Source organism: Castellaniella hirudinis (assembly GCF_047468865.1).
GTDB lineage: Bacteria > Pseudomonadota > Gammaproteobacteria > Burkholderiales > Burkholderiaceae_B > Castellaniella > Castellaniella hirudinis_A.
On the sequence record NZ_JBLGTV010000001.1, the window covers coordinates 151,532 to 170,790 of the forward strand.

Annotated in this window: 19 protein-coding genes; 10 read left to right on the plus strand and 9 right to left on the minus strand. The window is 66.9% G+C overall.

What is annotated here, in order from left to right:
* Nucleotides 1-130: 130 nt before the first annotated feature.
* The 6 genes from mnhG to ACMHYJ_RS00685 are packed head-to-tail and all read right to left on the minus strand — an operon-like array spanning nt 131 to nt 6,099.
* On the minus strand, nt 131-457 hold the full coding sequence (mnhG, locus tag ACMHYJ_RS00660; RefSeq protein ID WP_414244266.1) for a monovalent cation/H(+) antiporter subunit G: 327 nt from the start codon (nt 455-457) through the stop codon (nt 131-133).
* Nucleotides 454-741, minus strand: a complete 288-nt coding sequence (locus ACMHYJ_RS00665) for a K+/H+ antiporter subunit F (protein ID WP_414244267.1) — start codon at nt 739-741, stop codon at nt 454-456. The genes mnhG and ACMHYJ_RS00665 overlap by 4 nt, the downstream gene beginning before the upstream one ends.
* The gene (locus tag ACMHYJ_RS00670; RefSeq protein ID WP_414244268.1) at nt 738-1,229 is read right to left on the minus strand and encodes a Na+/H+ antiporter subunit E; all 492 of its coding nucleotides are present in this window, start codon (nt 1,227-1,229) and stop codon (nt 738-740) included. The genes ACMHYJ_RS00665 and ACMHYJ_RS00670 overlap by 4 nt, the downstream gene beginning before the upstream one ends.
* Nucleotides 1,226-2,848 carry a monovalent cation/H+ antiporter subunit D gene (locus tag ACMHYJ_RS00675; RefSeq protein ID WP_414244269.1) on the minus strand — a complete coding sequence of 541 codons (1,623 nt, stop codon included), beginning with the start codon at nt 2,846-2,848 and terminating at the stop codon, nt 1,226-1,228. The genes ACMHYJ_RS00670 and ACMHYJ_RS00675 overlap by 4 nt, the downstream gene beginning before the upstream one ends.
* Nucleotides 2,845-3,186 carry a Na+/H+ antiporter subunit C gene (locus tag ACMHYJ_RS00680; RefSeq protein ID WP_414244270.1) on the minus strand — a complete coding sequence of 114 codons (342 nt, stop codon included), beginning with the start codon at nt 3,184-3,186 and terminating at the stop codon, nt 2,845-2,847. Before ACMHYJ_RS00680 ends, ACMHYJ_RS00675 begins: the two co-directional genes overlap by 4 nt.
* Before the next feature lie 3 nt (nt 3,187-3,189).
* On the minus strand, nt 3,190-6,099 hold the full coding sequence (locus ACMHYJ_RS00685; protein WP_414244271.1) for a monovalent cation/H+ antiporter subunit A: 2,910 nt from the start codon (nt 6,097-6,099) through the stop codon (nt 3,190-3,192).
* Between the two features lie 180 nt (nt 6,100-6,279).
* On the opposite strand from ACMHYJ_RS00685, the gene hemN reads away from it, so the two are divergent.
* Nucleotides 6,280-7,746 carry an oxygen-independent coproporphyrinogen III oxidase gene (gene hemN, locus ACMHYJ_RS00690; RefSeq protein ID WP_414244272.1) on the plus strand — a complete coding sequence of 489 codons (1,467 nt, stop codon included), beginning with the start codon at nt 6,280-6,282 and terminating at the stop codon, nt 7,744-7,746.
* On the opposite strand, the gene ACMHYJ_RS00695 is transcribed toward hemN, so the two are convergent.
* Nucleotides 7,738-8,109 carry a YbaN family protein gene (locus ACMHYJ_RS00695; RefSeq protein WP_414244273.1) on the minus strand — a complete coding sequence of 124 codons (372 nt, stop codon included), beginning with the start codon at nt 8,107-8,109 and terminating at the stop codon, nt 7,738-7,740. The two genes, hemN and ACMHYJ_RS00695, sit on opposite strands and share 9 nt — an antisense overlap.
* A gap of 33 nt (nt 8,110-8,142) precedes the next feature.
* Between ACMHYJ_RS00695 and ACMHYJ_RS00700 the strand changes: the two genes are divergently transcribed.
* Nucleotides 8,143-8,847 carry a Crp/Fnr family transcriptional regulator gene (locus tag ACMHYJ_RS00700; RefSeq protein WP_414244274.1) on the plus strand — a complete coding sequence of 235 codons (705 nt, stop codon included), beginning with the start codon at nt 8,143-8,145 and terminating at the stop codon, nt 8,845-8,847.
* Here ACMHYJ_RS00700 and ACMHYJ_RS00705 read toward each other — a convergent pair.
* Both ACMHYJ_RS00705 and ACMHYJ_RS00710 read right to left on the minus strand, forming a co-directional pair.
* Nucleotides 8,835-10,187, minus strand: coding sequence for a hypothetical protein (locus ACMHYJ_RS00705; RefSeq protein WP_414244275.1), 1,353 nt, complete (start codon nt 10,185-10,187; stop codon nt 8,835-8,837). The two genes, ACMHYJ_RS00700 and ACMHYJ_RS00705, sit on opposite strands and share 13 nt — an antisense overlap.
* A gap of 17 nt (nt 10,188-10,204) precedes the next feature.
* Nucleotides 10,205-10,426, minus strand: a complete 222-nt coding sequence (locus ACMHYJ_RS00710; RefSeq protein WP_414244276.1) for a DUF2249 domain-containing protein — start codon at nt 10,424-10,426, stop codon at nt 10,205-10,207.
* 312 nt (nt 10,427-10,738) lie between these two features.
* Between ACMHYJ_RS00710 and ubiU the strand changes: the two genes are divergently transcribed.
* The 8 genes from ubiU (at nt 10,739) to ACMHYJ_RS00750 (ending at nt 19,202) form a co-directional block, all read left to right on the plus strand.
* Complete coding sequence (gene ubiU / locus ACMHYJ_RS00715; RefSeq protein ID WP_414244277.1) at nt 10,739-11,794, plus strand: ubiquinone anaerobic biosynthesis protein UbiU; 1,056 nt, start codon at nt 10,739-10,741, stop codon at nt 11,792-11,794.
* Nucleotides 11,795-11,887: 93 nt separating this feature from the next.
* Nucleotides 11,888-12,841 carry a ubiquinone anaerobic biosynthesis protein UbiV gene (gene ubiV, locus ACMHYJ_RS00720; protein WP_414244278.1) on the plus strand — a complete coding sequence of 318 codons (954 nt, stop codon included), beginning with the start codon at nt 11,888-11,890 and terminating at the stop codon, nt 12,839-12,841.
* Between the two features lie 114 nt (nt 12,842-12,955).
* On the plus strand, nt 12,956-13,456 hold the full coding sequence (ubiT, locus tag ACMHYJ_RS00725) for a ubiquinone anaerobic biosynthesis accessory factor UbiT (RefSeq protein ID WP_414244279.1): 501 nt from the start codon (nt 12,956-12,958) through the stop codon (nt 13,454-13,456).
* A 68-nt stretch (nt 13,457-13,524) separates the two neighbouring features.
* On the plus strand, nt 13,525-14,226 hold the full coding sequence (locus ACMHYJ_RS00730; protein WP_414244280.1) for a GntR family transcriptional regulator: 702 nt from the start codon (nt 13,525-13,527) through the stop codon (nt 14,224-14,226).
* 478 nt (nt 14,227-14,704) lie between these two features.
* The gene (locus ACMHYJ_RS00735; RefSeq protein ID WP_414244281.1) at nt 14,705-15,469 is read left to right on the plus strand and encodes a GntR family transcriptional regulator; all 765 of its coding nucleotides are present in this window, start codon (nt 14,705-14,707) and stop codon (nt 15,467-15,469) included.
* Nucleotides 15,462-16,370, plus strand: coding sequence for a dihydrodipicolinate synthase family protein (locus tag ACMHYJ_RS00740; RefSeq protein WP_414244282.1), 909 nt, complete (start codon nt 15,462-15,464; stop codon nt 16,368-16,370). Before ACMHYJ_RS00735 ends, ACMHYJ_RS00740 begins: the two co-directional genes overlap by 8 nt.
* A complete protein-coding gene (locus ACMHYJ_RS00745; RefSeq protein ID WP_414244283.1) occupies nt 16,363-17,877 on the plus strand; it encodes an aldehyde dehydrogenase in 1,515 nt (504 codons plus the stop codon). Before ACMHYJ_RS00740 ends, ACMHYJ_RS00745 begins: the two co-directional genes overlap by 8 nt.
* Nucleotides 17,874-19,202, plus strand: a complete 1,329-nt coding sequence (locus ACMHYJ_RS00750; RefSeq protein ID WP_414244284.1) for an NAD(P)/FAD-dependent oxidoreductase — start codon at nt 17,874-17,876, stop codon at nt 19,200-19,202. Before ACMHYJ_RS00745 ends, ACMHYJ_RS00750 begins: the two co-directional genes overlap by 4 nt.
* Nucleotides 19,203-19,259: the final 57 nt, after the last annotated feature.

A 19,259-nucleotide genomic window follows, 5' to 3' on the forward strand; every position in this document is an offset into this window, starting at 1 on the left:
GCCCGGTGTAGGGCATGGATCCAGTGTACGGGTTTCCCCCAGTTTCCGTGTTACAAAATCGTGCATCCGTGGGTGATCTTGCGGTGCGCGGGGGGTGTCTGGCCCCGGCTGCAGCCGGGCGGGACGCGTTTCAGGGATGGTGCGTGTGCTGATCCGGCGGCGGGCGCCGGATGGCGCTTTGCATCAGCAAGATGGCGGTGACGGGGGCGGTCATGAATAGAAACAAACAGATCAGCCATTCGTGGAAAATAGGCCGGCCCTGCAGCAGGCTGGCCACCAGGGTGGCCGCCAGGGCCACACAGAAAGCCCCCAGCGTCATGCCCAGGGTGGGGGCGTGCATGCGCTGGAAAAAGCTGCGCAGGCGCAGCAGGCCAAAAGACCCGATCAGGGTGACCAGGCCCGCCAGGATCAGCAGCAGGGCGACCGCGATGGCGGCCCACAGCGGTAATGTGTTCATGGTTCGATGACCTCGCCGCGCAGCAGAAATTTAGCCAGGGACGCCGAGCCGACGAAGCCGAACAGGGCGATCAGCAAGGCGACGTCGAAGTACAGGCCGGCTTCAAAGCGCAGGCCCAGCACCAGCAGGATCAGCATGCCGTTGATGTAGAGGGTGTCCAGCGCCAGGATGCGGTCCTCGGCGCGTGGGCCGCGGATCAGGCGGATGGCGGCGCAGACCAGGCCCAGCACGAAGCACAGCAGGGCGAAGCCGATGGCCCAGTTCAGGATCAAGATGCTTGTCATGGTTCGAAAATCTCCATCAGGGGCCGTTCGTAGCGTTCTTGGATGATCTGGGTGAGGCTGTCCGGGTCGCTGAGATCCAGCACGTGCAGGGTCAGGATATTGCGCTGGACGTCGTGCCCGGACCAGACGGTGCCGGGGGTGAAGGTGACGATGCAGGCCAGGGCCGCCAGCCCGTGCGGATCCTGGATGCGCAGGGGGATGTCCAGAAACCCGGAGCGGGCCTGGGCGCGTTCGCCCAGCAGGATGCGGCGGCTGACCATGTAGTTGGAGACAGCGATGTCGCAGGCCACGTGTCCCGCCAGGCGCAGGGCGGTGAAGGGATGCCGCAGGCGGGCCCGCACCGGGCGCAGGATGGGGGCCAGCAGACTGAGCACGATGGCGATCGCCAGCCCCAGGGCGATCTGTCCGGTGGACAGGCTGTCGTTCAGCAGCAGCCACAGCGTGAGCAGCAGCATGGGCAGGGGCAGCCAGCGCAGGAGGCGTTTCATTGCGAGGCTCCCGGGAACAGACCGCCCAGCACCGACTGGACGTAGCGCTGCGGCTGATCCAGATAGTGGGCCGTGTCTTCCAGGTAGCGCATGACGGGCCCCGCCTGGATGGTCAGGACGGCGCAGGTGGCCAGCAGGAACAGGATCGGCGCGACTTCGCTGAGGCGCAGCCGGGGCGCCTGCAGGTCTTCCGGTATCCAGAACAGGCGCACCCCGCAGCGGGCCATGGCCATCAGGCAGGCCAGCCCGGACCCCAGCATGGTGGCCACCAGCAGCCAGACGTTGAATGTCGGCGCGCCGGTTTCCGCGGTTTGCAGGGCGGCGGACAGCAGCGAGAATTTCGCCACGAAGCCCGACAGGGGCGGCAGGCCGATGATCAGCAGGGCGCAGGCGAAAAAGCTCAGTCCCAGGAAAGCCATGGTGGCCGGCAGGGGCGAGCCCACGACTTGTTCGGACAGGCTGGCGCCGTCCTGTTCGTCGGATTCGTAGGCTTCCTGGGTAATGGCCAGCAGGTTGGCGCCGAAGGATTGGGTGCGCTCGGCGAGTTCCAGCAGCAGCATCAGGGCGGCCAGGGCCAGCACCGAACTGAGCAGGTAATACAGGGCCGGGCCGGTGAGGGTGACGCCGGGCATGCCCAGGGCGGCGAACAGCGTGCCCGACGAGGTGATGATGGCGTAGGCCGCGATGCGCCGCGGCTGGGTGCTGGCCACCATGCCCAGGGTGCCGAAGGCCAGGGTGGCGATCCCGGCCGGGAACATCCAGGCCCCGCCGAAAGCGGCGGGGGCCCCTGCGGGCACCAGCAGTGAACCGATGCGCAGCAGGGTGTAGATGCCGACCTTGGTCATGATGGCGAACAGGGCGGCCACCGGGGCGCAGGCCTCGGAGTAGGCGTTGGGCAGCCAGAAGTTGAGCGGCCAGGCGGCCGCCTTGATCAGAAACGCCACCCCCAGGATGGCGGCGGCGGCGTCGAACAGCTGCCGGTCGGCGCCGGTCAGGGCCAGCGCGCGCACGGATAGGTCGGCCATGTTGAGGGTGCCGGTCAGGCCGTAGATCAGGGCGATGGCGATGAGCAGCAGGAAAGAGGCGATGAGATTGACGCCGATGTAGTGCAGCCCGGCCCCGACGCGGCGTTTGCCGGAGCCGTGCAGCATCAGGCCGTAGGAAGCGGTCAGCAGGATTTCGAAGAAGACGAACAGATTGAACAGATCGCCCGCCAGGAAGGCGCCGTTCAGGCCCATCAGCTGCAGCTGGAACAGGGGGTGGAAGTGGCTGCCCGCCCGATCCCAGCGGGCTGTGGCATAGAGCCAGGCGCAGACGCCCAGCACCGCGGTCAGGCCCAGCATCAGGGCGGACAGGCGGTCGGCCACCAGGACGATGCCGAAGGGGGCGGCCCAGTTGCCCAGACGGTAGACCCCGATGTTGTCGAACCACAGCGACCCGCCCACGCCCTGGGTGGCGCGGATCAGGGCGAAGGCGGCCAGAACCTGCAGCAGCAGCGACAGCCCGCCCAGGCCGAGGCGCAACCGGCGCTGATTGTCGCGGGTGAGCAGCATCAAGGCGCCGGCCAGCAGCGGCACCAGTACCGGCAGCACGGGGAGATGGAGCAGCCAGGACATCATGGGCGGTGCTCCTCGCCGTCGACGTGGTCGGTGTCGCTCATCCCGCGCGACGCCAGCAGCACCACGAGGAACAAGGCCGTGGTGGCGAAGCCGATGACGATGGCGGTCAGCACCAGGGCCTGGGGCAGGGGGTCGGCGTAGCTGGCCGGATCGGCCCAATTGGGGTCGATCACCGGGGGCGCGTCCAGGCGCAGGCGGCCCATGGCGAAGATGAACAGGTTGACGGCGTAGGACAGCAGCGCCAGCCCCATGATGAATTGGAAGGTGCGCGGGCGCAGCAGCAGCCAGATGCCGGAGCCCGCCAGCACGCCGATGCCCAGGGAAAGAATCCATTCCATGCTTTAAGACTCCACAAGCGGCGCATCGGCCGGTTCGGTGATGTTGCGGTGGAAGCGCAGGGACTGGTGAGCCAGGGCGATCAGCATCAGGATGGTGGAGCCCACCACCAGCATATAGACCCCCAGGTCAAAGAGCAGCACGCTGGACAAGTGCACCTTTCCGACCAGCGGCAGGGCCAGATCCAGGCTATAGGACGACAGCAGGGGCTGGCCCAGCCACCAGACCGACATGGCCGCCCCCCCCGCCAGCAGCAGGCCCAGGGCGATCCAGGCCTGGGGCCGGATCAGGGGCCGGGCTTCGACCCACAGGATGCCGCCCACCATGTATTGCAGGATGATGCCCGTGGCCATGACCAGGCCGCCGACGAAGCCGCCGCCGGGCAGGTTATGGCCGCGCAGCAGGAAATACAGGGAAATCAGGGTGGAGATGGGCAGCAGCAGGCGCACCAGCACGGCGGGCACCCGCATCAGGCCCGTGGGCAGGGGGGCCTTCAGGTTGGTGGCGCCGGTGTCGCCTGGATGCGGCAGAATGCCCATCAGGTAGGGCGGCATGATCAGGGCTTCGGCCGGGGGGCGGAAGCGCCGCAGCAGGGCGTAGACACTGAGCGCCACCGTGGCCAGCACCGTGATTTCGCCGAAGGTGTCGAAGGCGCGGAAATCCACCAGGATCACGTTGACCACGTTGGCCCCGCCGCCCAGCGGCCAGGCCTGTTCGACGAAAAAGCTGGAAATCGGCTGATTGGCCATGGGGCGTGTCATCATCACGTAGGCCAGGGTGGCCAGCCCCGCGCCGCCCGCCACCGCGACGGCCAGATCGCGGCGATGGCGCCAGCGGGTGCGCCAGGGCGTGAGGCCGGGGAATTCGTCCACGCGCAGCGGCAGCCAGCGCAGGCCCAGCAGGATCAGGACGGTGGTGACGACCTCGACGGTCAATTGGGTCAAGGCCAGGTCGGGGGCCGACAGCCAGGCGAAGGTGATGCAGGTGACCAGGCCCGTGGCCCCCGCCAGCATCAGCGATGCCGTGCGATGGAACTTGGCCTGGTAGGCGGCCGCCAGGGCGCAGGCCCCCCCCATCAGCCACATCAGCCCGAAAGACCATTGCAGGGCGGTGGGCCGGTCGGGCGCGCCCGGCCACCAGCCCCCGGCCCACAGCGGCAGCAGGGCCACCCCCAGGGTGCTGAGTACCAGCAGCAGCACCTGCAGCTGCAGGCGCTGGGTCTGCAGGCGGCCCAGCAGCCAGGCGGACCAGGCGTCGATGGCCTCCAGGGTGAGTTCAAAGCTTTGGCGGCCGTCGAAACGGTAGATGAGGGGCACCTGGCCCGGCGCGCGCTGGTCGCGCTGCCGCAGGCCCAGGTACAGCCCGATCCCGCCCAGCAGGGCGAGCGTGCTCATGATCAGGGGCAGGTTGATGCCGTGCCAGACCTGCAGGTCGAAGGCGGGGACGCGCTCGCCCAGCAGCCCGAACATCACCAGCTGCAGCGTCTTGCCCAGGGTGAATTCGGGGAATATCCCCACCGCCAGGCAGATGACGACCAGCACGGTGCAGGGGATCAGCATCATGCGCGCGGGATCGTGCGGCGTGCGCGGCAGGTCGGTGGCCGGGGGGCCGAAGAAGACCTGCAGCACCAGGCGCAGCGAGTACGCAACGCTGAAGGCGCCGGCGATCACGGCCGCCAGGGGCAGGCCCCAGCGGGTGAACCAATGGCCGGTGATGAACACGGTCTCGGCGAAGAACATTTCCTTGGAGATGAAGCCGTTGAGCAGCGGGACGCCCGCCATGGCGGCCGCCGACACCATGGCCAGGGTGGCGGTCAGGGGCATGAGGGTGCGCAGGCCCGACAGGCGGGTCAGGTCGCGGGTGCCGCTTTCGTGGTCGACGATGCCGGTGGCCATGAACAGCGAGGCCTTGAAGGTGGCGTGGTTGATCATGTGGAAGACGGCGGCCACCAGGGCCAGCCGGCTGTTCATGCCCAGCAGCAGGGTGATCAGGCCCAGGTGGCTGATGGTGGAATATGCCAGCACGCTTTTCATGTCGCGCTGGAAAGTGGCCGCGTAGGCCCCCAGCAGCAGGGAACAGAGCCCCGCCCCGCCGATGATCCAGGTCCACCAGTCGGTGCCGGAGAAGATCGGCCAGAAGCGCGCCAGCAGAAACACCCCGGCCTTGACCATGGTGGCCGAGTGCAGGTAGGCCGACACCGGGGTGGGGGCGGCCATGGCGTTGGGCAGCCAGAAGTGAAACGGAAACTGGGCGCTTTTGGTCAGCGCCCCCAGTGCCAGCAGCACCAACAGGATCGGATACCAGTGGTGTTCGCGGATGCGGCCGGCGGCGGCCAGCACCGCGTCCAGGTCGTAGCTGCCGACGATGTGGCCGATGATCAGCATGCTGGCCAACAGGCAGAAGCCGCCGCCGCCGGTGATCAGCAGCGCCATGCGGGCGCCGCGCCGGGCTTCGGGCCGGTGCTGCCAGTAGCCAATGAGCATGAAGGACGACAGGCTGGTGAGTTCCCAGAAGACGATCAGCTGGATCAGGTTGCCCGCCAGCACGACGCCCAGCATGGCCCCCATGAAACTGAGCAGGAAGGCGAAGAAGCGCGGCGCGGGATCCTGGGCGGACAGATAGTAATGGGCGTACAGGGCGATGAGCGCCCCCATGGCCGAAACGATGATGGCGAACAGCCAGGCATAGCCGTCCAGGCGCAGGGTGAGATCCACCCCCTGGGAGGGTATCCAGGGGATGCTGACCTTGATCAGCCCGGTGGCGGCCAGCGCCGGCGTCAGGGACAACACCAGGATCAGGCAGGCGGCGGCGCTGAGGCCGGCAATCCAGGCTCCTGAGCGGCGCGCATCGGCTGGCAATAGCGCGGCGCACAGACTGCCGGCAAACGGGATCGCCAGGATCAGGGTCAGAAGCATGAAATTATCGTGGGTTTAGAGTGACAAGCAGGTGTTTATGATACGCGAAGTTGGGGCTTGACTTGAATCAAGCCGGATTTGATCAAACCGCTGGACAATGTCGCTTGATAAAGGACAATGGGGCACTTGCGATTCGTTTCAAGAGATGCGCTTCGCTATTTTGCCCCAGGAGCTCATGGCATGACCACCCCCGCAGTATCCGCAACCCTGGATCGGGCCGCGTCGCTCGACCCGGCCGGTTTTCCCGCCGATCCGCAAGCCATTACCTTGCAGGCGCTTGAAATTTCCGAAGCCCTGATCCGCCGCTTCGACCAGTCCGGGCCGCGTTATACCTCGTACCCGACGGCGGACCGCTTCGAGCGCGACTATCCGGCGGAAACCTATCTGCGGCACTTGGCGCTGCGCGCCGCGCAGCCGCGGGCCGCCCCGCTGTCGGTGTATGTGCATCTGCCGTTTTGCGAGTCCCTCTGCTATTTTTGCGCCTGTAATAAGATCATCACGCAGGATCACAGCCGGTCGGCCGAATACCTGGACATCCTGTACCACGAGATGGATCTGCTGAGTCCGCATCTGGGCGCGCAGCGCCAGGCCATTCAGTTGCACCTGGGGGGCGGCACGCCCACGTTCCTCAGCGCGGCCGAACTCACGGCGCTGATGGATCATCTGCGCCGCCATTTCGATTTCACCCCGGATGCGGAACTGGGGGTGGAGATCGACCCGCGCACCGTCACCCCCGGCACCCTGGCCCTGCTGGCCGGGCTGGGGTTCAACCGAACCAGCTTCGGGGTGCAGGACTTCGACCCCGACGTGCAGGCGGCCGTCAATCGCATCCAGCCCTACGACATGGTGCGCGATGCGCTTCAGGCCAGCCGCGATCACGGTTTCCAGTCCATCAATGCGGATCTGATCTATGGTTTGCCCAAGCAGACCCTGGATAGCTTCAGCCGCACGCTGGATCAGCTGATCGAACTCTCGCCCGATCGCGTCGCCCTGTACAACTATGCCCATTTGCCGGATCGCTTCAAGTCCCAGCGCCTGATCCGCGCCGAAGACCTGCCTTCGGCCGAAACCCGGCTGCAGATTTTCCTGATGTCGGTGCGCCGCCTGCTGGGCGCCGGCTACGTGTACATCGGGCTGGATCATTTCGCCAAGCCGGACGACGAGCTGAACCTGGCCCGGCTGAACCACAGCCTGCACCGCAATTTCCAGGGCTACACCACGCGGGCCGAATGCGACCTGATCGGGTTCGGGATTTCCGCCATCGGCAAGGTGGGCGACGCCTACGTGCAAAACCACCATTCCTTGAACGCCTACCGCGACATCCTGGCGCGCGGCCAGCTGCCGACGGCCAAGGGTTTCAATCTCAGCCGCGACGATGCCATCCGGCGCGAAATCATCATGACGCTGATGTGCAGCATGCCGTTGGACTTTGCCGCCTTCCAGCAGCGCCACGGCTGTGATTTCCAGTCCTGTTTCACCGATGAACTCGCCCGCCTGGGCCCTTATGTCCAGGCGGGCCTGCTGGCGCTGGACGACCGGGGCCTGCAGGTGCTGCCGCGCGGCCGGGTGTTCGTGCGCGCGTTCGCCATGGTGTTCGACCAATACGTGCGCCGCCCCCGGGTGGCCGCTTATTCCAAGCTAATCTGAGCGGCCGGGGCGGGTGGGCAGGCGCCACAGGTAGATCGTGACGCCGATGCCCGGGATCAGCAGCAGCCAGCGCGCCCAGGGGATCGGCATGATCCAGGCGGACAGGGCCAGCGAGGGCCACATCAGGGCCAGGGCGATGCATTTGCTGCGCAGCGGGATGCCGTGCCCCGACTGGAAGTCGCGGATGTATGGGCCAAGCACCCGGTGGGACAGCAGCCAGGCGTGCATGCGCGCCGAGCCGCGCAGGTAGCAGAAAGCGGCCAGCAGCAGGAACGGGGTGGTGGGCAGCAGGGGCAGGAAAACCCCCGCGATGCCCAGCGCCAGGGCCAGGGTGCCCAGGATGGTGTAAAGGGCGCGGATCATGCGCCCGATTCTAGCAATAAGGCAGGAAGTCAAATGGACAAACCCCAGATGGATGAGGATTTTTCGCGCCGCGCGCGCATCCGGGATTTATTGGCCCAGGTGCCGCTGTTCAACGAGCTGCCGCCTGGCGAGCTGGATCCCATTGTCTCGGGAACCAGCGAACTATCCGTGCTCAAGGGGGAGATCGTGTTTCGCCGGGGCGATCCCTGCGTGGGTTTCCACGTGGTGGTCTACGGCCAGATCAAGCTGGTCTTTGTCTCCAATTCCGGGGTCGAGCGCGTGGTGCGCCTGATCGGGCCGGGCGATGGCTTTGGCGAAGCCCTGATGTTCATGGGCCAGCACTATATTGTCACCGCCCAGGCCTTGCACGATACGCTGCTGCTGCATGTGGGCCGGGAGGCCCTGTTCGAGCAGATCGACCGCAACCCCGGGGTGGCCCGGAAAATGCTGGCCGGCCTCAGCCGCCGCCTGTACAGCCTGATGGGCGATGTCGAGGCTTACACCCTGCACACGGGGGCGCAGCGCCTGATTGCTTTTTTGCTGCGCGCCTGGCCCGGCCAGGAAAACCAGCCGTTTCGCATCGAGATCAGCAAATCGGTGATCGCCTCGCGCCTGAACCTGACGCCGGAACATTTTTCGCGCACCCTGCGCGAGTTGAGCGAACGCGGCATGATTCGCGTCCGCGGGCGCGAGTTCACGATCCTGAGCGTGGACGGCCTGAGAAACTACCGGGGCTGAGGGGCCGGCGGCGCGGGCGGTACGGCGGCCATGTCGGCCAGCGCCCGGCGGTAGCGCCGCAGGGCCCGGGCCAGGTTCCAGCCCTGCATCAGGGCGGCCAGGATCAGCAGGGGCCCCGCCGCCCGTCCAGCATCGGCCCAGCCCGCCGCCGCCAGCACCCAGGCCAGCAGCATCAGCACGTGGACGGCCCAGTGCCATTGGGCGGGGCGCTCGGGGATGTAGGCCCCCATCTTGGGCAGGATTTTCAGGTAGATCTTGGCATAGGCCGGGTTGTGCGCGGGAACGACGACCGCGTCCTGCGCGTGCTTCCACAGCAGGAACGGGAAAATCTTGTACAGCATGCCCTGCACCACGCTGCCCAGGCCGCCGGCGATCAACAGCACCCCCAGCACGGTTTCCGCGTGGGCCGATTGGCCGTGGCGCATCCAGACCCAGACGGGCGCACAGGCCAGCAGGCACAGCAGCCCGGTAAACCAGAACAGCGTGGTGGGTTCGGCCGTGGGGCGTTTACGATGCCACAGGCGCTGCAGGGCCGTGCCGATCCAGGCGGCATAGGCCCCGGCCAGCAGGAGTTCCACAGTTTCGCGCATCAGGCGGGGCAGGCCGCTGCTGGCATCCAGCGCGGTCCAGGCCAGCAGCAGGCCGGGGATCAGCAGCGGCAGCCAGCGGGCCAGGGGCTTGGGGAAGATTTCAGTCAGCTGGAATATCGGCAGCAGCTGAAAAGACATCCCCATCAGCAGCAGGCCGCCCCAGCCCAGCAGGCCCCACAGGATGTGGCTGCCCAGCCAATGGGACAGGCTGCTGCCCAGGCCCAGCGACACCGCCATGGACACACCGATCAGGGCGGTCAGCGCCAGGGACAGCAGGGCGCCGCGCACCGGGACGAGGATTTCCCGGGCGCCTTTGTAGACTTGTTTGCGGTGCCGCCACAGGGCCAGGCCCACCGCCCCCAGATAGACGATGAACGTACAGGACAGCGCGGCGGCCGCCAAGAACCAGGCCGCCGGCAGCCACCAGAGGAACCCGGCCGCCAGCGCCAGGGTGCCCAGCGTTAGCAGCCCGTGCGCGCTGGCCGCGACCAGCCGGGCGGGGCGCACGGGGACGTTGCAGGCCACCGCCAGAATCTGGATCAGGGCGCCCAGCATGGCGCTGCCCAAAATGCCCAGCGTCCAGAGGTGCGTGAGGGCCAGGGCCGTGCCGCCCCAGCGCGTCGCCAGCGCCTGGGGGCCGGCCCAGGTCATCAGCAGGCCGGCCAGCAGGCCGAAGACCGGCACATTCAGGAAAAAAGGCAGGGGGACGGCCAGGGCCGGCGTTTTGTCAAAATCCAGGGCGCGCTGCATGGTGTCTCGGGCGGGGTTCAGTCGATCCAGATGGAGACCTGGAAATGGGTTTCCTTGAACAGGCATTCGTGCTGGAAGCCGTCGCGGTCCAGCAAGGTGTACAGCGGGTAGGGTTCGCGGTCAATCAGCAGGTGCAGCCGCTGGCCGGGGGCCAGGTCGGCCAGGGCTTCCAGGCAGAGCTCCAGCGGCTCGGGCGGGGGCAGGCTGCGCACGTCCAGGGTGATGTCGGGATGGCTCATGTCGTACCTCGGTGGTGAAGGCGCTACCTTACACGATTCCGCCGGTTTGGCTGCGGGAAACCCCGCGCGGCGAGGCGTTAAGCCTGCGGTGGCGGCGGGCCGATTGCCGCGGATTTGATGCGGGTTAAGGCGGTTGGCGGACAGATCGGGCATAGTACATGGGTTGCACCCGGGCGGTGCCGCCTGGCGCGGCATCCCGCCCAAACCAAGCCGGCCTGCGCAGGCCGGCTTGCGGTGCTTTCCCGATTGTCGCCGCAGCGGGGCTCGGCCACGCGCCGTTTCCGCACGGCCCGAATTGCCAGGATGCCCCTTATGTCGTCATTGTCTTCTGCTCCGCGCCCGGGCGTGGTTCATCACCACGATCCTTCCGGCTTCGAGCTCGTCTGCCCGGCGGGCAGCCTGCCGGCCCTGAAAGCCGCCGTCGACGCGGGGGCGGATTGCGTGTACCTGGGGTTTCGAGATGCCACCAATGCGCGTAATTTCGCCGGGCTGAACTTCGACGCGGCCGCCATCGCCCAGGGTATCCGGTATGCCCACGACCGTGGGCGCAAGGTCTTTCTGGCCCTCAACACCTACCCTCAGCCCGATGCCTGGCGGCTCTGGCGCCAGGCGGTGGATCAGGCGTCCCAGGCCGGCGTCGACGCCGTCATCATGGCCGATCCCGGCCTGATGGATTACGCCCGCACCCGGTATCCCGATCTGCGCCTGCACCTGTCCGTGCAGGGCTCGGCCACCAACTACGAGGCCATCCAGTTCTACCACGAACGCTTCGGGGTCGCCCGGGCGGTGCTGCCGCGTGTGCTGTCCGTGGCCCAGGTGCAGCAGGTTTGTGAAAACACCCCGGTTGAAATCGAAGTCTTCGGTTTTGGCAGCCTGTGCGTCATGGTCGAGGGCCGCTGCGCCCTGTCGTCCTACGCCACGGGCGAATCCCCCAACACTCACGGGGTGTGTTCCCCCGCCAAGCACGTGCGCTGGCAGCAGACCGGCCAGGGCCTGGAATCCCGCCTGAACGGGGTGCTGATCGACCGCTACGACGAGGGCGAGAACGCCGGCTACCCCACCTTGTGCAAGGGCCGCTTCGACGTGGCCGGCGAAAACTACTACGCCCTGGAAGAACCCACCAGCCTCAACACCCTCGAACTGCTGCCCAAGCTGATGGCCATGGGGGTGCGGGCCATCAAGATCGAGGGCCGCCAGCGCAGCCCCGCCTACGTGGCCCAGGTGACCCGGGTCTGGCGCCAGGCCATCGACCAGGCCCGGGCCGTGCCGGCGCGCTATTCCGTGCATCCGTCCTGGATGGCCGAGCTCAACAAGGTGGCCGAGGGCCAGCAGCATACGCTGGGCGCTTATCACCGCCCCTGGAAATAACCCGACGGCCCCGCCCGCGGGGCGGATGCCATGCCATGGCATCGGATGGCCACGGCGGCGCCGTGGCATGGGCTGCTTTAAAGGATCAACACCATGAAACTCGCTTTGGGCCCCCTGCAATACTACTGGCCGCGCGTCACCACCCTCGAATTCTATGCCGCCGTGGCCGATTGGCCGGTCGACATCGTCTACCTGGGGGAAACCGTCTGTTCCCGCCGCCACGAACTGCGCCTGCCCGATTGGATCGAAATCGCCGACATGCTGGCCCAGGCGGGCAAGACGCCGGTGCTGTCCACCCAGGTGCTGCTGGAATCCGGCAACGACCTGAATACCCTGCGCAAGATCACCGACAACCCGGATTACGCCATCGAGGCCAACGACATGGGGGCGGTGCATCGGATGCGGGGCCGTCCCTTCATTGCCGGACCGTTTCTCAATGTCTACAGCAAGCCCACGTTGGACGTGATGGCCGCCCAGGGGGCCACGCGCTGGGTGCTGCCCCTGGAAATGGGCCGGGCCGGGCTGGCCCAGCTGCAGCAGGATCGCCCGACCGGCCTGCAGACCGAAGTCTTCGCCTATGGCCGCATGCCGCTGGCGTTTTCCGCGCGCTGCTTTACCGCCCGCAACCGCAACTTCCCCAAGGACAACTGTCAGTATGTCTGTATGGAATACCCCGACGGCCTGCTGCTGGAAACCAAAGAATCCGAAGCCTTCCTGACCATCAACGGCATCCAGACCCAGTCCGCCCTGGTGCATACCCTCATCCACGAATTGGACGAGGCCCGCGCCCTGGGGGTGGATGTCTTGCGCCTGAGCCCCCAGTCCCGGCACATGGATCAGGTGGTGGCGGCGTTTCGCGCCGTGCTGGATGGGCGGGAATCGGGCGCGGACGCCCATCAGCGCCTGCTGCCCTTGATGCCGGCCGGCCCCTGCAACGGCTATTGGCATGGCCGCCCGGGCCTGGACATGGTCTTGCCCGGCGAAATCGTGGTGTCCAAGGCCCCCGATGCGCGCGCCCCGGGGGTCAAGGCCCGATCCGCCGCCTAGTGGGCTGTCCGATCAACACTGGAAACCGCCAATCTTGCCGCTTTATTCGTTTTTGTGACGCTGCCGGGCAACGCCCTCGGCGGACTTGGCCCTTACTCTTTATCCGAGACACTCATGCAAAATCCCGCTTCGCCGGTCTATCGCATCCCCCAGCCGCTGGCTCAGGCCCTGGGGCGTTTGCCCCGCTATCCGGGCTCTGTCCTGTTCGTCACGGGGCTGAACCTGATGCTGGCGCGCCACCTGCATCCCGATACCCTGGATAGGCTGGAAGGCCGCTCTCTGCGCATCCACGTGGCCGATGCGCAGCTGCGCTTCGACTACACCTGGCGCCAGCAGGCGTTCCGGGCCGCGCACCACGGGGCGGCGGAACCCGACCTCACCATTCGCGCCGATGCCCTGGATTTCTACCGCCTGCTGCAGCGGGTCGAAGACCCGGACACCTTGTTCTTCAGCCGCCGGCTCGTGATCGAAGGCGATACCGAGCTGGGCCTGATGGTCAAGAACACCCTGGATTCCATCGACATGGCGGTGTTCCACCCCCGCACGGTGCTGCGGGATCTGCTGGGCGGGCTGCGCGCCAAGCTGGGGCGCCGCCCGGTTTACAATGACGCCTGACATTCATTGACCCTCTCCGGTTGCGTGTCCTGGCCGCTACCCGTCCAGGCGCCGCCCGGCTACCGCCCATGACCCAGGTGAAATCGGCAAAAAGCGCCAAAGCCCAATTATTCGAAGACCTCAAGCGCCAGATCCTGACCATGGAACTGGGCCCGGACGAAGACCTGGATGAAGTCGAGTTGTGCGAACGCTACGGCCTGTCGCGCACGCCGGTGCGCGAAATCTTCCGCCGTCTGAGTGGTGAAGGCTATGTGGACATCCGCGAAAATCGCGGGGCCCGCGTGTCGCCGATGAACCATTCGACGCTGCGGCATTTTTTCTTGGTCGCCCCCATGATTTATGCGGCGGTCGGCCGCCTGGCCGTGCGGCACTTCACGGTCCGCCAACTGGCCGACCTGAAAGCGGCGCAGGCCCGGATGCGCCAGGCCAGCCAGGTCGATGACGCCCTGGCGATGGTTCTGGAAAACAACCGTTTTCATGAAATCATGGGCGAAATGTCCGGCAACGTCTATCTGCAGACTTGCCTGAATCGCCTGCTGATCGACCATGCGCGGATCGGCCGAACCTTCTACCAGCCGCATGACGCGGACATGGCCGACCGCAGCCGCCTGTCGGTCGATCACCACGACCAGTTCATCGAGGCGCTGGAAGCGCGCGACGAAGAAGCCGTCGTGCGCCTGTCCTATGCGCATATGGAATTATCGCGGGAGCATATGGAGCTATTCATCATGCCGCCCGGGCTGAAGCCGGAACCCCCGCAAGCCCTGTAGCCCCCGGCCGTTGTGCCGGGCCGGGCCTTTTCCGCCCGCGCCTGTTTCCACCTGCCACTGCCGGACTTCGTCCGCGTCCGTCTGGCGCGGCGGCGAGCCCGTGCGGGCCGGCCGCCCGCCGCCATCGCTTTCGCCGCCATTGCGTTCGCCGCTGACGCCCGGCAAGGCGCGCCGTCGGGATTGTCCGAAGCGTGCCTTCGGGGCTGTTCGGCGCGTCCGCCCGGGGCAAGTGCCCGCCCGTTTCATCCGCCTCATCCGCCGTTATCGCCCGCGCCCGCCGCGTGCATCGTCCTGCCGTTATTAGCCACTATTTGCCGCTTTCTCCGCGCCGCCCGCCTCCGGCGGCCGCGGGCGTCGTTGCGTCCCCCCGGTTCGCTGCCTCGGCCATATGCCGTCAAAAAGTATTTGACTGAAATCCAATTTTTACTATAATAAAATACAAATTAAATACACAAAGAATACTTTGGATGAGACAGCCATGAACATTTTCCGGCCCAAGGCCGAAAAATCGCCGGCCGGGTCGGCAAAGGCCGGCAAAATCCGGCTCTACGAGGATCTGAAACACCAGATCCTCACTTTGCAACGGGAACCGGACGAAGACCTGGACGAACTGGACTTGTGCGCGCGCTACGGCCTGTCGCGCACGCCGGTGCGCGAGGTCTTTCGCCGTCTGGACGGCGAGGGCTACGTCTGCATCCGTCCACGCGGCGGCGTGCGCGTCGCGCCGATGAACCACGCCACCTTGCGGCATTTCTTCCTGGCCGCCCCGATGATCTACGCCGCCTCCGGCCGGCTGGCCGCGCATCACTTCAAACCGGCCCAGATGGCCCGGCTACGGGAGACCCAGGCGGCGTTCCGGCGGGCCGGCGCGGCGGGCGACGGCGCGGCCACGGTGCTGCACAACAACCGCTTCCACGAAATCATCGGAGAGATGTCGGGGAACATCTATCTGCAGGAAGGCTTGAACCGCCTGCTGATCGACCACGCCCGGATCGGGCAGACGTTCTACCAGCCGCATGGCGACGGCCTGTCCGAGCGCCAGCGTCTGGCGGTGCAGCACCACGACCAGTTCATCGAAGCCATCGAGGCCCGCGATGAGGACGCCGTCGCCCGGATCACCTTTGCGCACTGGGAACTGTCGCGCCAGAACGTGGAACTGTTCATCACGCCCGCAGGGCTGGGCACGCGGGATTCGCGTGACGCTGCGGAAATCCTGTCGATAAAGGAGCAATCAGATGTTTGATGGTATCTACACCCCCGCCATAACGCCTTTCGATGCGGCGGGCCGGATCAACAAGCCGGTATTCGCCGAGCTGCTGGAATCCCTGATCGCCGCCGGCGTGCACGGCATCGTCATTGCCGGGTCGACCGGCGAATACTATGTCCAGACGCCCCAGGAGCGCGTCGATCTGGCCGCCTACGCCAAGCAGGTCATTGGCGGGCGGGTGCCGCTGGTCGTTGGCACGGGGGCCACGCGCACCGAGGAATCCGTCGAGTACGCCCGGGCGGCCCAGGAAATCGGCGCCGATGCCATCCTGGTGGGGTCGCCGCCCTATGCCTTGCCGCTGGCCGCGGAAAACGCCCGCCACACCCTGGCGATCGACCAGGCCGCGGGCCTGCCCGTCATGCTCTACAACTACCCGGCCCGCATGGGGGTCTCCATGGACGCGGAATACCTGGCCCTGGTGGCGCGCTCGGGCAACATCCGGGCCATCAAGGAAAGCTCCGGCGACATCGGCCGGCTGCATGTGCTGGTCAACGCGCATCCGCGCCTTGAAGTGTCCTGCGGCTGGGATGACCAGGCGCTGGAGTTCTTCGCCTGGGGCGCGCGCAGCTGGGTCTGCGCCGGATCCAATTTTCTGGCGCGCGAGCACGTGGCGCTGTACCAGGCTTGCGTCCTGGAAAACGATTTCGCCAAGGGCCGCGCCATCATGGCGGCCCTGATGCCTTTCATGAATTTCCTGGATGCGGGCAAATTCGTGCAGTCGATCAAATACGGTTGCGAACTGGCCGGTCTGGCGGCCGGCCCGGCGCGCGCGCCGCTGCAGCCGCTGGACGACGAGGAAAAAGACCGCTTTCAGGCGCTGCTCGTCCAGCTGCGGCGCGTGGTTGCCGATATTGTCACCGGAGGCCGACATGCCTGAACTGCTGACTGCCAAAGAATACGCGGCGCTGGCCGCCACCCTGGAATGCTGGGGCGAAGCCTTTATCGACGGCCGCTACCAGCCGGCGGCGGGCGGGCGCACCTTCCCCAGCATCAACCCGGCCACGGGCGCTGTCCTGGCCCACGTGGCGGCCTGCGAGGCGGCTGACGTGGATCGGGCGGTCGCCGCCGCCAAGCGGACGTTCGATGACGGCTGCTGGCGTCGCCGCGCCCCGGCGGCGCGCAAGGCGACCCTGCTGGCGCTGGCCGATCTGATGGCGCAGCACTGGCACGAGCTGGCCGTGTTGGAAAGCCTGGACAGCGGCAAGCCCGTGGGCGAGTGCCATGAGGTCGATCTGCCGGAAACCCTGCGCACGCTGCGCTGGCATGCGGAACTGATCGACAAAATCTACGACCATACCGCCCCGGTGGGCGAGGACGCCCTGGCCCTGGTGGTGCGCGAGCCCATCGGTGTCGTGGGGCTGGTGCTGCCCTGGAATTTTCCTTTGCTGATGCTGGCCTGGAAAATCGGTCCCGCGCTGGCGGCCGGCTGCTCGGTGGTGGTCAAGCCGGCGGAACAGACCTCGCTGACCACTTTGCGCGTGGCCGAGCTGGCCTGCCAGGCGGGCGTGCCGCCCGGGGTTTTCAATGTCGTGACCGGCACGGGCCAGGACGCCGGCGCGCCCATCGGGCTGCACCCGGACATCGCCATGGTCGGCTTTACCGGCTCGACCGTCACGGGACGCCGGTTTTTGCGCTATGCGGCGGACTCCAACCTGAAGCGCGTCGTGCTGGAATGCGGCGGCAAGAACCCGGCCGTGGTTCTGGCCGATGCCGAGGATCTGGATCGGGTGGCCGAGCACGTCGTCAATGGCGCGTTCTGGAACATGGGTGAAAACTGCTCCGCCACCTCGCGCCTGATTGTCCATGCCTCCATCAAGCAGGCCCTGCTGGATCGCATCTATGCCTGCATGGCAACGTGGAAGATGGGCGACCCGTTGGACCCGGACAATCGCATGGGCGCCTTGGTCAGCCCGGCGCACGTCCAGAAGGTGCAAGGCTTTCTCGACCAGGCCCGGGCGGAATCCCTGGCGGTGACCCAGGGCGGGGCCGTGCGCGAGGCGATCTATGTCGAACCCACCGTGGTGGTCGACGTCGGCCCGGACAGCGCCTTGTTCCGCGAGGAAATCTTCGGGCCGGTGCTGGCCGTCACGACTTTCGAGACACTGGACGAAGCCATCGCCCTGGCCAACGACACCGCTTATGGCTTGGCGGCATCCGTGCATACCGGCAGCCTGCGCCATGCCCTGCGCCTGGCGCAGGCGATTCGCGCCGGCATCGTCACGGTGAATTGCTTCGGCGAAGGGGACGTGACCACGCCGTTCGGCGGCCACAAGGAATCGGGTTTCGGCGGGCGGGACAAATCAATCTGGGCCCATGACCAGTACACCGAACTGAAGACCATCTGGATCGACGTGTCCGACCCGCGTCTGGAAGGTGTGCAATGAGCTCGGCCGGCAAGGTGCGTCAGCCGGTGGAGACCGGGGTGTCGGGCTGGGCGGCCATCGCGCCGCGCCAGTTTCGGGCGCAGGTTCTGGCGGGCCGGCAGTTGGCCGACTGGCTGATCGTCGGGGCGGGTTTTGGCGGCCTGTCGGCGGCGCGCCGCCTGCGCCAGCTGCGCCCGCATGACCGGATTGTCGTCCTGGATGCCCTGGAGGTCGCCGAGGGCGCATCGGGACGGAATTCCGGGTTCATGATCGACGTGCCCCATAATCTGGCGTCGGGCAATTATTCCGTCGGCGGCGCGGCGTCCAGCCAATTGGAAATCCGCCAGAACCGCCTGGCCATCGCTTTTGCCGCCCAGGCGGCGGAAGAATATCGCATGCCGGCCGCCACGTTCGATCCGGCGGGCAAGATCAACGTGGCCGCCACCGAGCGGGGGATGGCGCTGAACCAGGGCTTCGCTGAATCGCTGCGCCAGATCGGCGAGGCCAGCGAAGCCCTGGACGCCGCCCAGATGCGCGACATCACGGGCACGGATTATTACCTGGGCGGCGTGCACATGCCGGGGGCGGCCATGATCCAGCCCGCCGACTATATCCGGCGCCTCGCCCAGGGGCTGGCGGGCCGCATCGACCTGTTCGAGCGTTCGCCCGTGCGCGCCCTGCGCCGCCTTGGCGCGGTATGGGAAGCCGTGTCCGACCACGGCAGCGTCCAGGCGCCCAAGGTCATCCTGGCGGTCAACGGGCATATCGAAAGCTTCGGCCATTTCCGGCACCGCCTGATCCATGTGTATACCTACGCGTCCATGACGGCGGCGATTGCCCAGGCGCCCGGCGCGGATCGCTGGGCCTTGCTGCCGGCGGATCCGATGGGCGCCACGCTGCGCAAGATCACGCTGGACGGCCAGTCGCGCCTGGTGATTCGGACGCACTTTACCTATAACCCCGATATCCGGGTGTCGGCGGCCCAGGTGGCGCGCATTGCGGCGCGGCAGCGGCAGTCCTTCGATGCGCGCTTCCCCGCCTTGAAGGGGATTCCCCTGGAATACAGCTGGGCCGGGGCGCTGTGCCTGAGCACGAACCACGCCCCCGCTTTCGGAGAAGTCGAGCCCGGCTTGTATTCCGCCTGCTGTGAAAACGGGCTGGGCACGGTCAAGAGCACCCTGGCCGGCATGATGGCGGCGGAACTGGCCACCGGTACGGACAGCGAGCCCTTGCGGCAGTTCCGACGGCAGCCGCCGCCGGGGCGCCTGCCGCCTGGGCCGGTGGCCTGGCTGGGCGTCAACGCCGTGATTCGATGGCATCAATTACGCGCAGGCCGGGAGGGCTGATTGCCCGGCGGCGCAAACCCGGGGCCGCCGGTGCGCGGCCCAGACATTGCGGCGGTC

What these genes read in the sequence shown, in the direction of transcription:
- ACMHYJ_RS00685 (WP_414244271.1), bottom strand. Translation starts at nt 6,099, where the DNA reads ATGCTTCTGACCCTGATCCTGGCGATCCCGTTTGCCGGCAGTCTGTGC.
- ACMHYJ_RS00745 (WP_414244283.1), top strand. Translation starts at nt 16,363, where the DNA reads ATGCCTGAACTGCTGACTGCCAAAGAATACGCGGCGCTGGCCGCCACC.
- hemN (WP_414244272.1), top strand. Translation starts at nt 6,280, where the DNA reads ATGACCACCCCCGCAGTATCCGCAACCCTGGATCGGGCCGCGTCGCTC.
- ACMHYJ_RS00705 (WP_414244275.1), bottom strand. Translation starts at nt 10,187, where the DNA reads ATGCAGCGCGCCCTGGATTTTGACAAAACGCCGGCCCTGGCCGTCCCC.
- ACMHYJ_RS00735 (WP_414244281.1), top strand. Translation starts at nt 14,705, where the DNA reads ATGAACATTTTCCGGCCCAAGGCCGAAAAATCGCCGGCCGGGTCGGCA.
- mnhG (WP_414244266.1), bottom strand. Translation starts at nt 457, where the DNA reads ATGAACACATTACCGCTGTGGGCCGCCATCGCGGTCGCCCTGCTGCTG.
- ACMHYJ_RS00670 (WP_414244268.1), bottom strand. Translation starts at nt 1,229, where the DNA reads ATGAAACGCCTCCTGCGCTGGCTGCCCCTGCCCATGCTGCTGCTCACG.
- ubiU (WP_414244277.1), top strand. Translation starts at nt 10,739, where the DNA reads ATGTCGTCATTGTCTTCTGCTCCGCGCCCGGGCGTGGTTCATCACCAC.
- ubiT (WP_414244279.1), top strand. Translation starts at nt 12,956, where the DNA reads ATGCAAAATCCCGCTTCGCCGGTCTATCGCATCCCCCAGCCGCTGGCT.
- ACMHYJ_RS00675 (WP_414244269.1), bottom strand. Translation starts at nt 2,848, where the DNA reads ATGATGTCCTGGCTGCTCCATCTCCCCGTGCTGCCGGTACTGGTGCCG.
- ACMHYJ_RS00695 (WP_414244273.1), bottom strand. Translation starts at nt 8,109, where the DNA reads ATGATCCGCGCCCTTTACACCATCCTGGGCACCCTGGCCCTGGCGCTG.
- ACMHYJ_RS00680 (WP_414244270.1), bottom strand. Translation starts at nt 3,186, where the DNA reads ATGGAATGGATTCTTTCCCTGGGCATCGGCGTGCTGGCGGGCTCCGGC.
- ubiV (WP_414244278.1), top strand. Translation starts at nt 11,888, where the DNA reads ATGAAACTCGCTTTGGGCCCCCTGCAATACTACTGGCCGCGCGTCACC.
- ACMHYJ_RS00730 (WP_414244280.1), top strand. Translation starts at nt 13,525, where the DNA reads ATGACCCAGGTGAAATCGGCAAAAAGCGCCAAAGCCCAATTATTCGAA.
- ACMHYJ_RS00740 (WP_414244282.1), top strand. Translation starts at nt 15,462, where the DNA reads ATGTTTGATGGTATCTACACCCCCGCCATAACGCCTTTCGATGCGGCG.
- ACMHYJ_RS00700 (WP_414244274.1), top strand. Translation starts at nt 8,143, where the DNA reads ATGGACAAACCCCAGATGGATGAGGATTTTTCGCGCCGCGCGCGCATC.
- ACMHYJ_RS00710 (WP_414244276.1), bottom strand. Translation starts at nt 10,426, where the DNA reads ATGAGCCATCCCGACATCACCCTGGACGTGCGCAGCCTGCCCCCGCCC.
- ACMHYJ_RS00750 (WP_414244284.1), top strand. Translation starts at nt 17,874, where the DNA reads ATGAGCTCGGCCGGCAAGGTGCGTCAGCCGGTGGAGACCGGGGTGTCG.
- ACMHYJ_RS00665 (WP_414244267.1), bottom strand. Translation starts at nt 741, where the DNA reads ATGACAAGCATCTTGATCCTGAACTGGGCCATCGGCTTCGCCCTGCTG.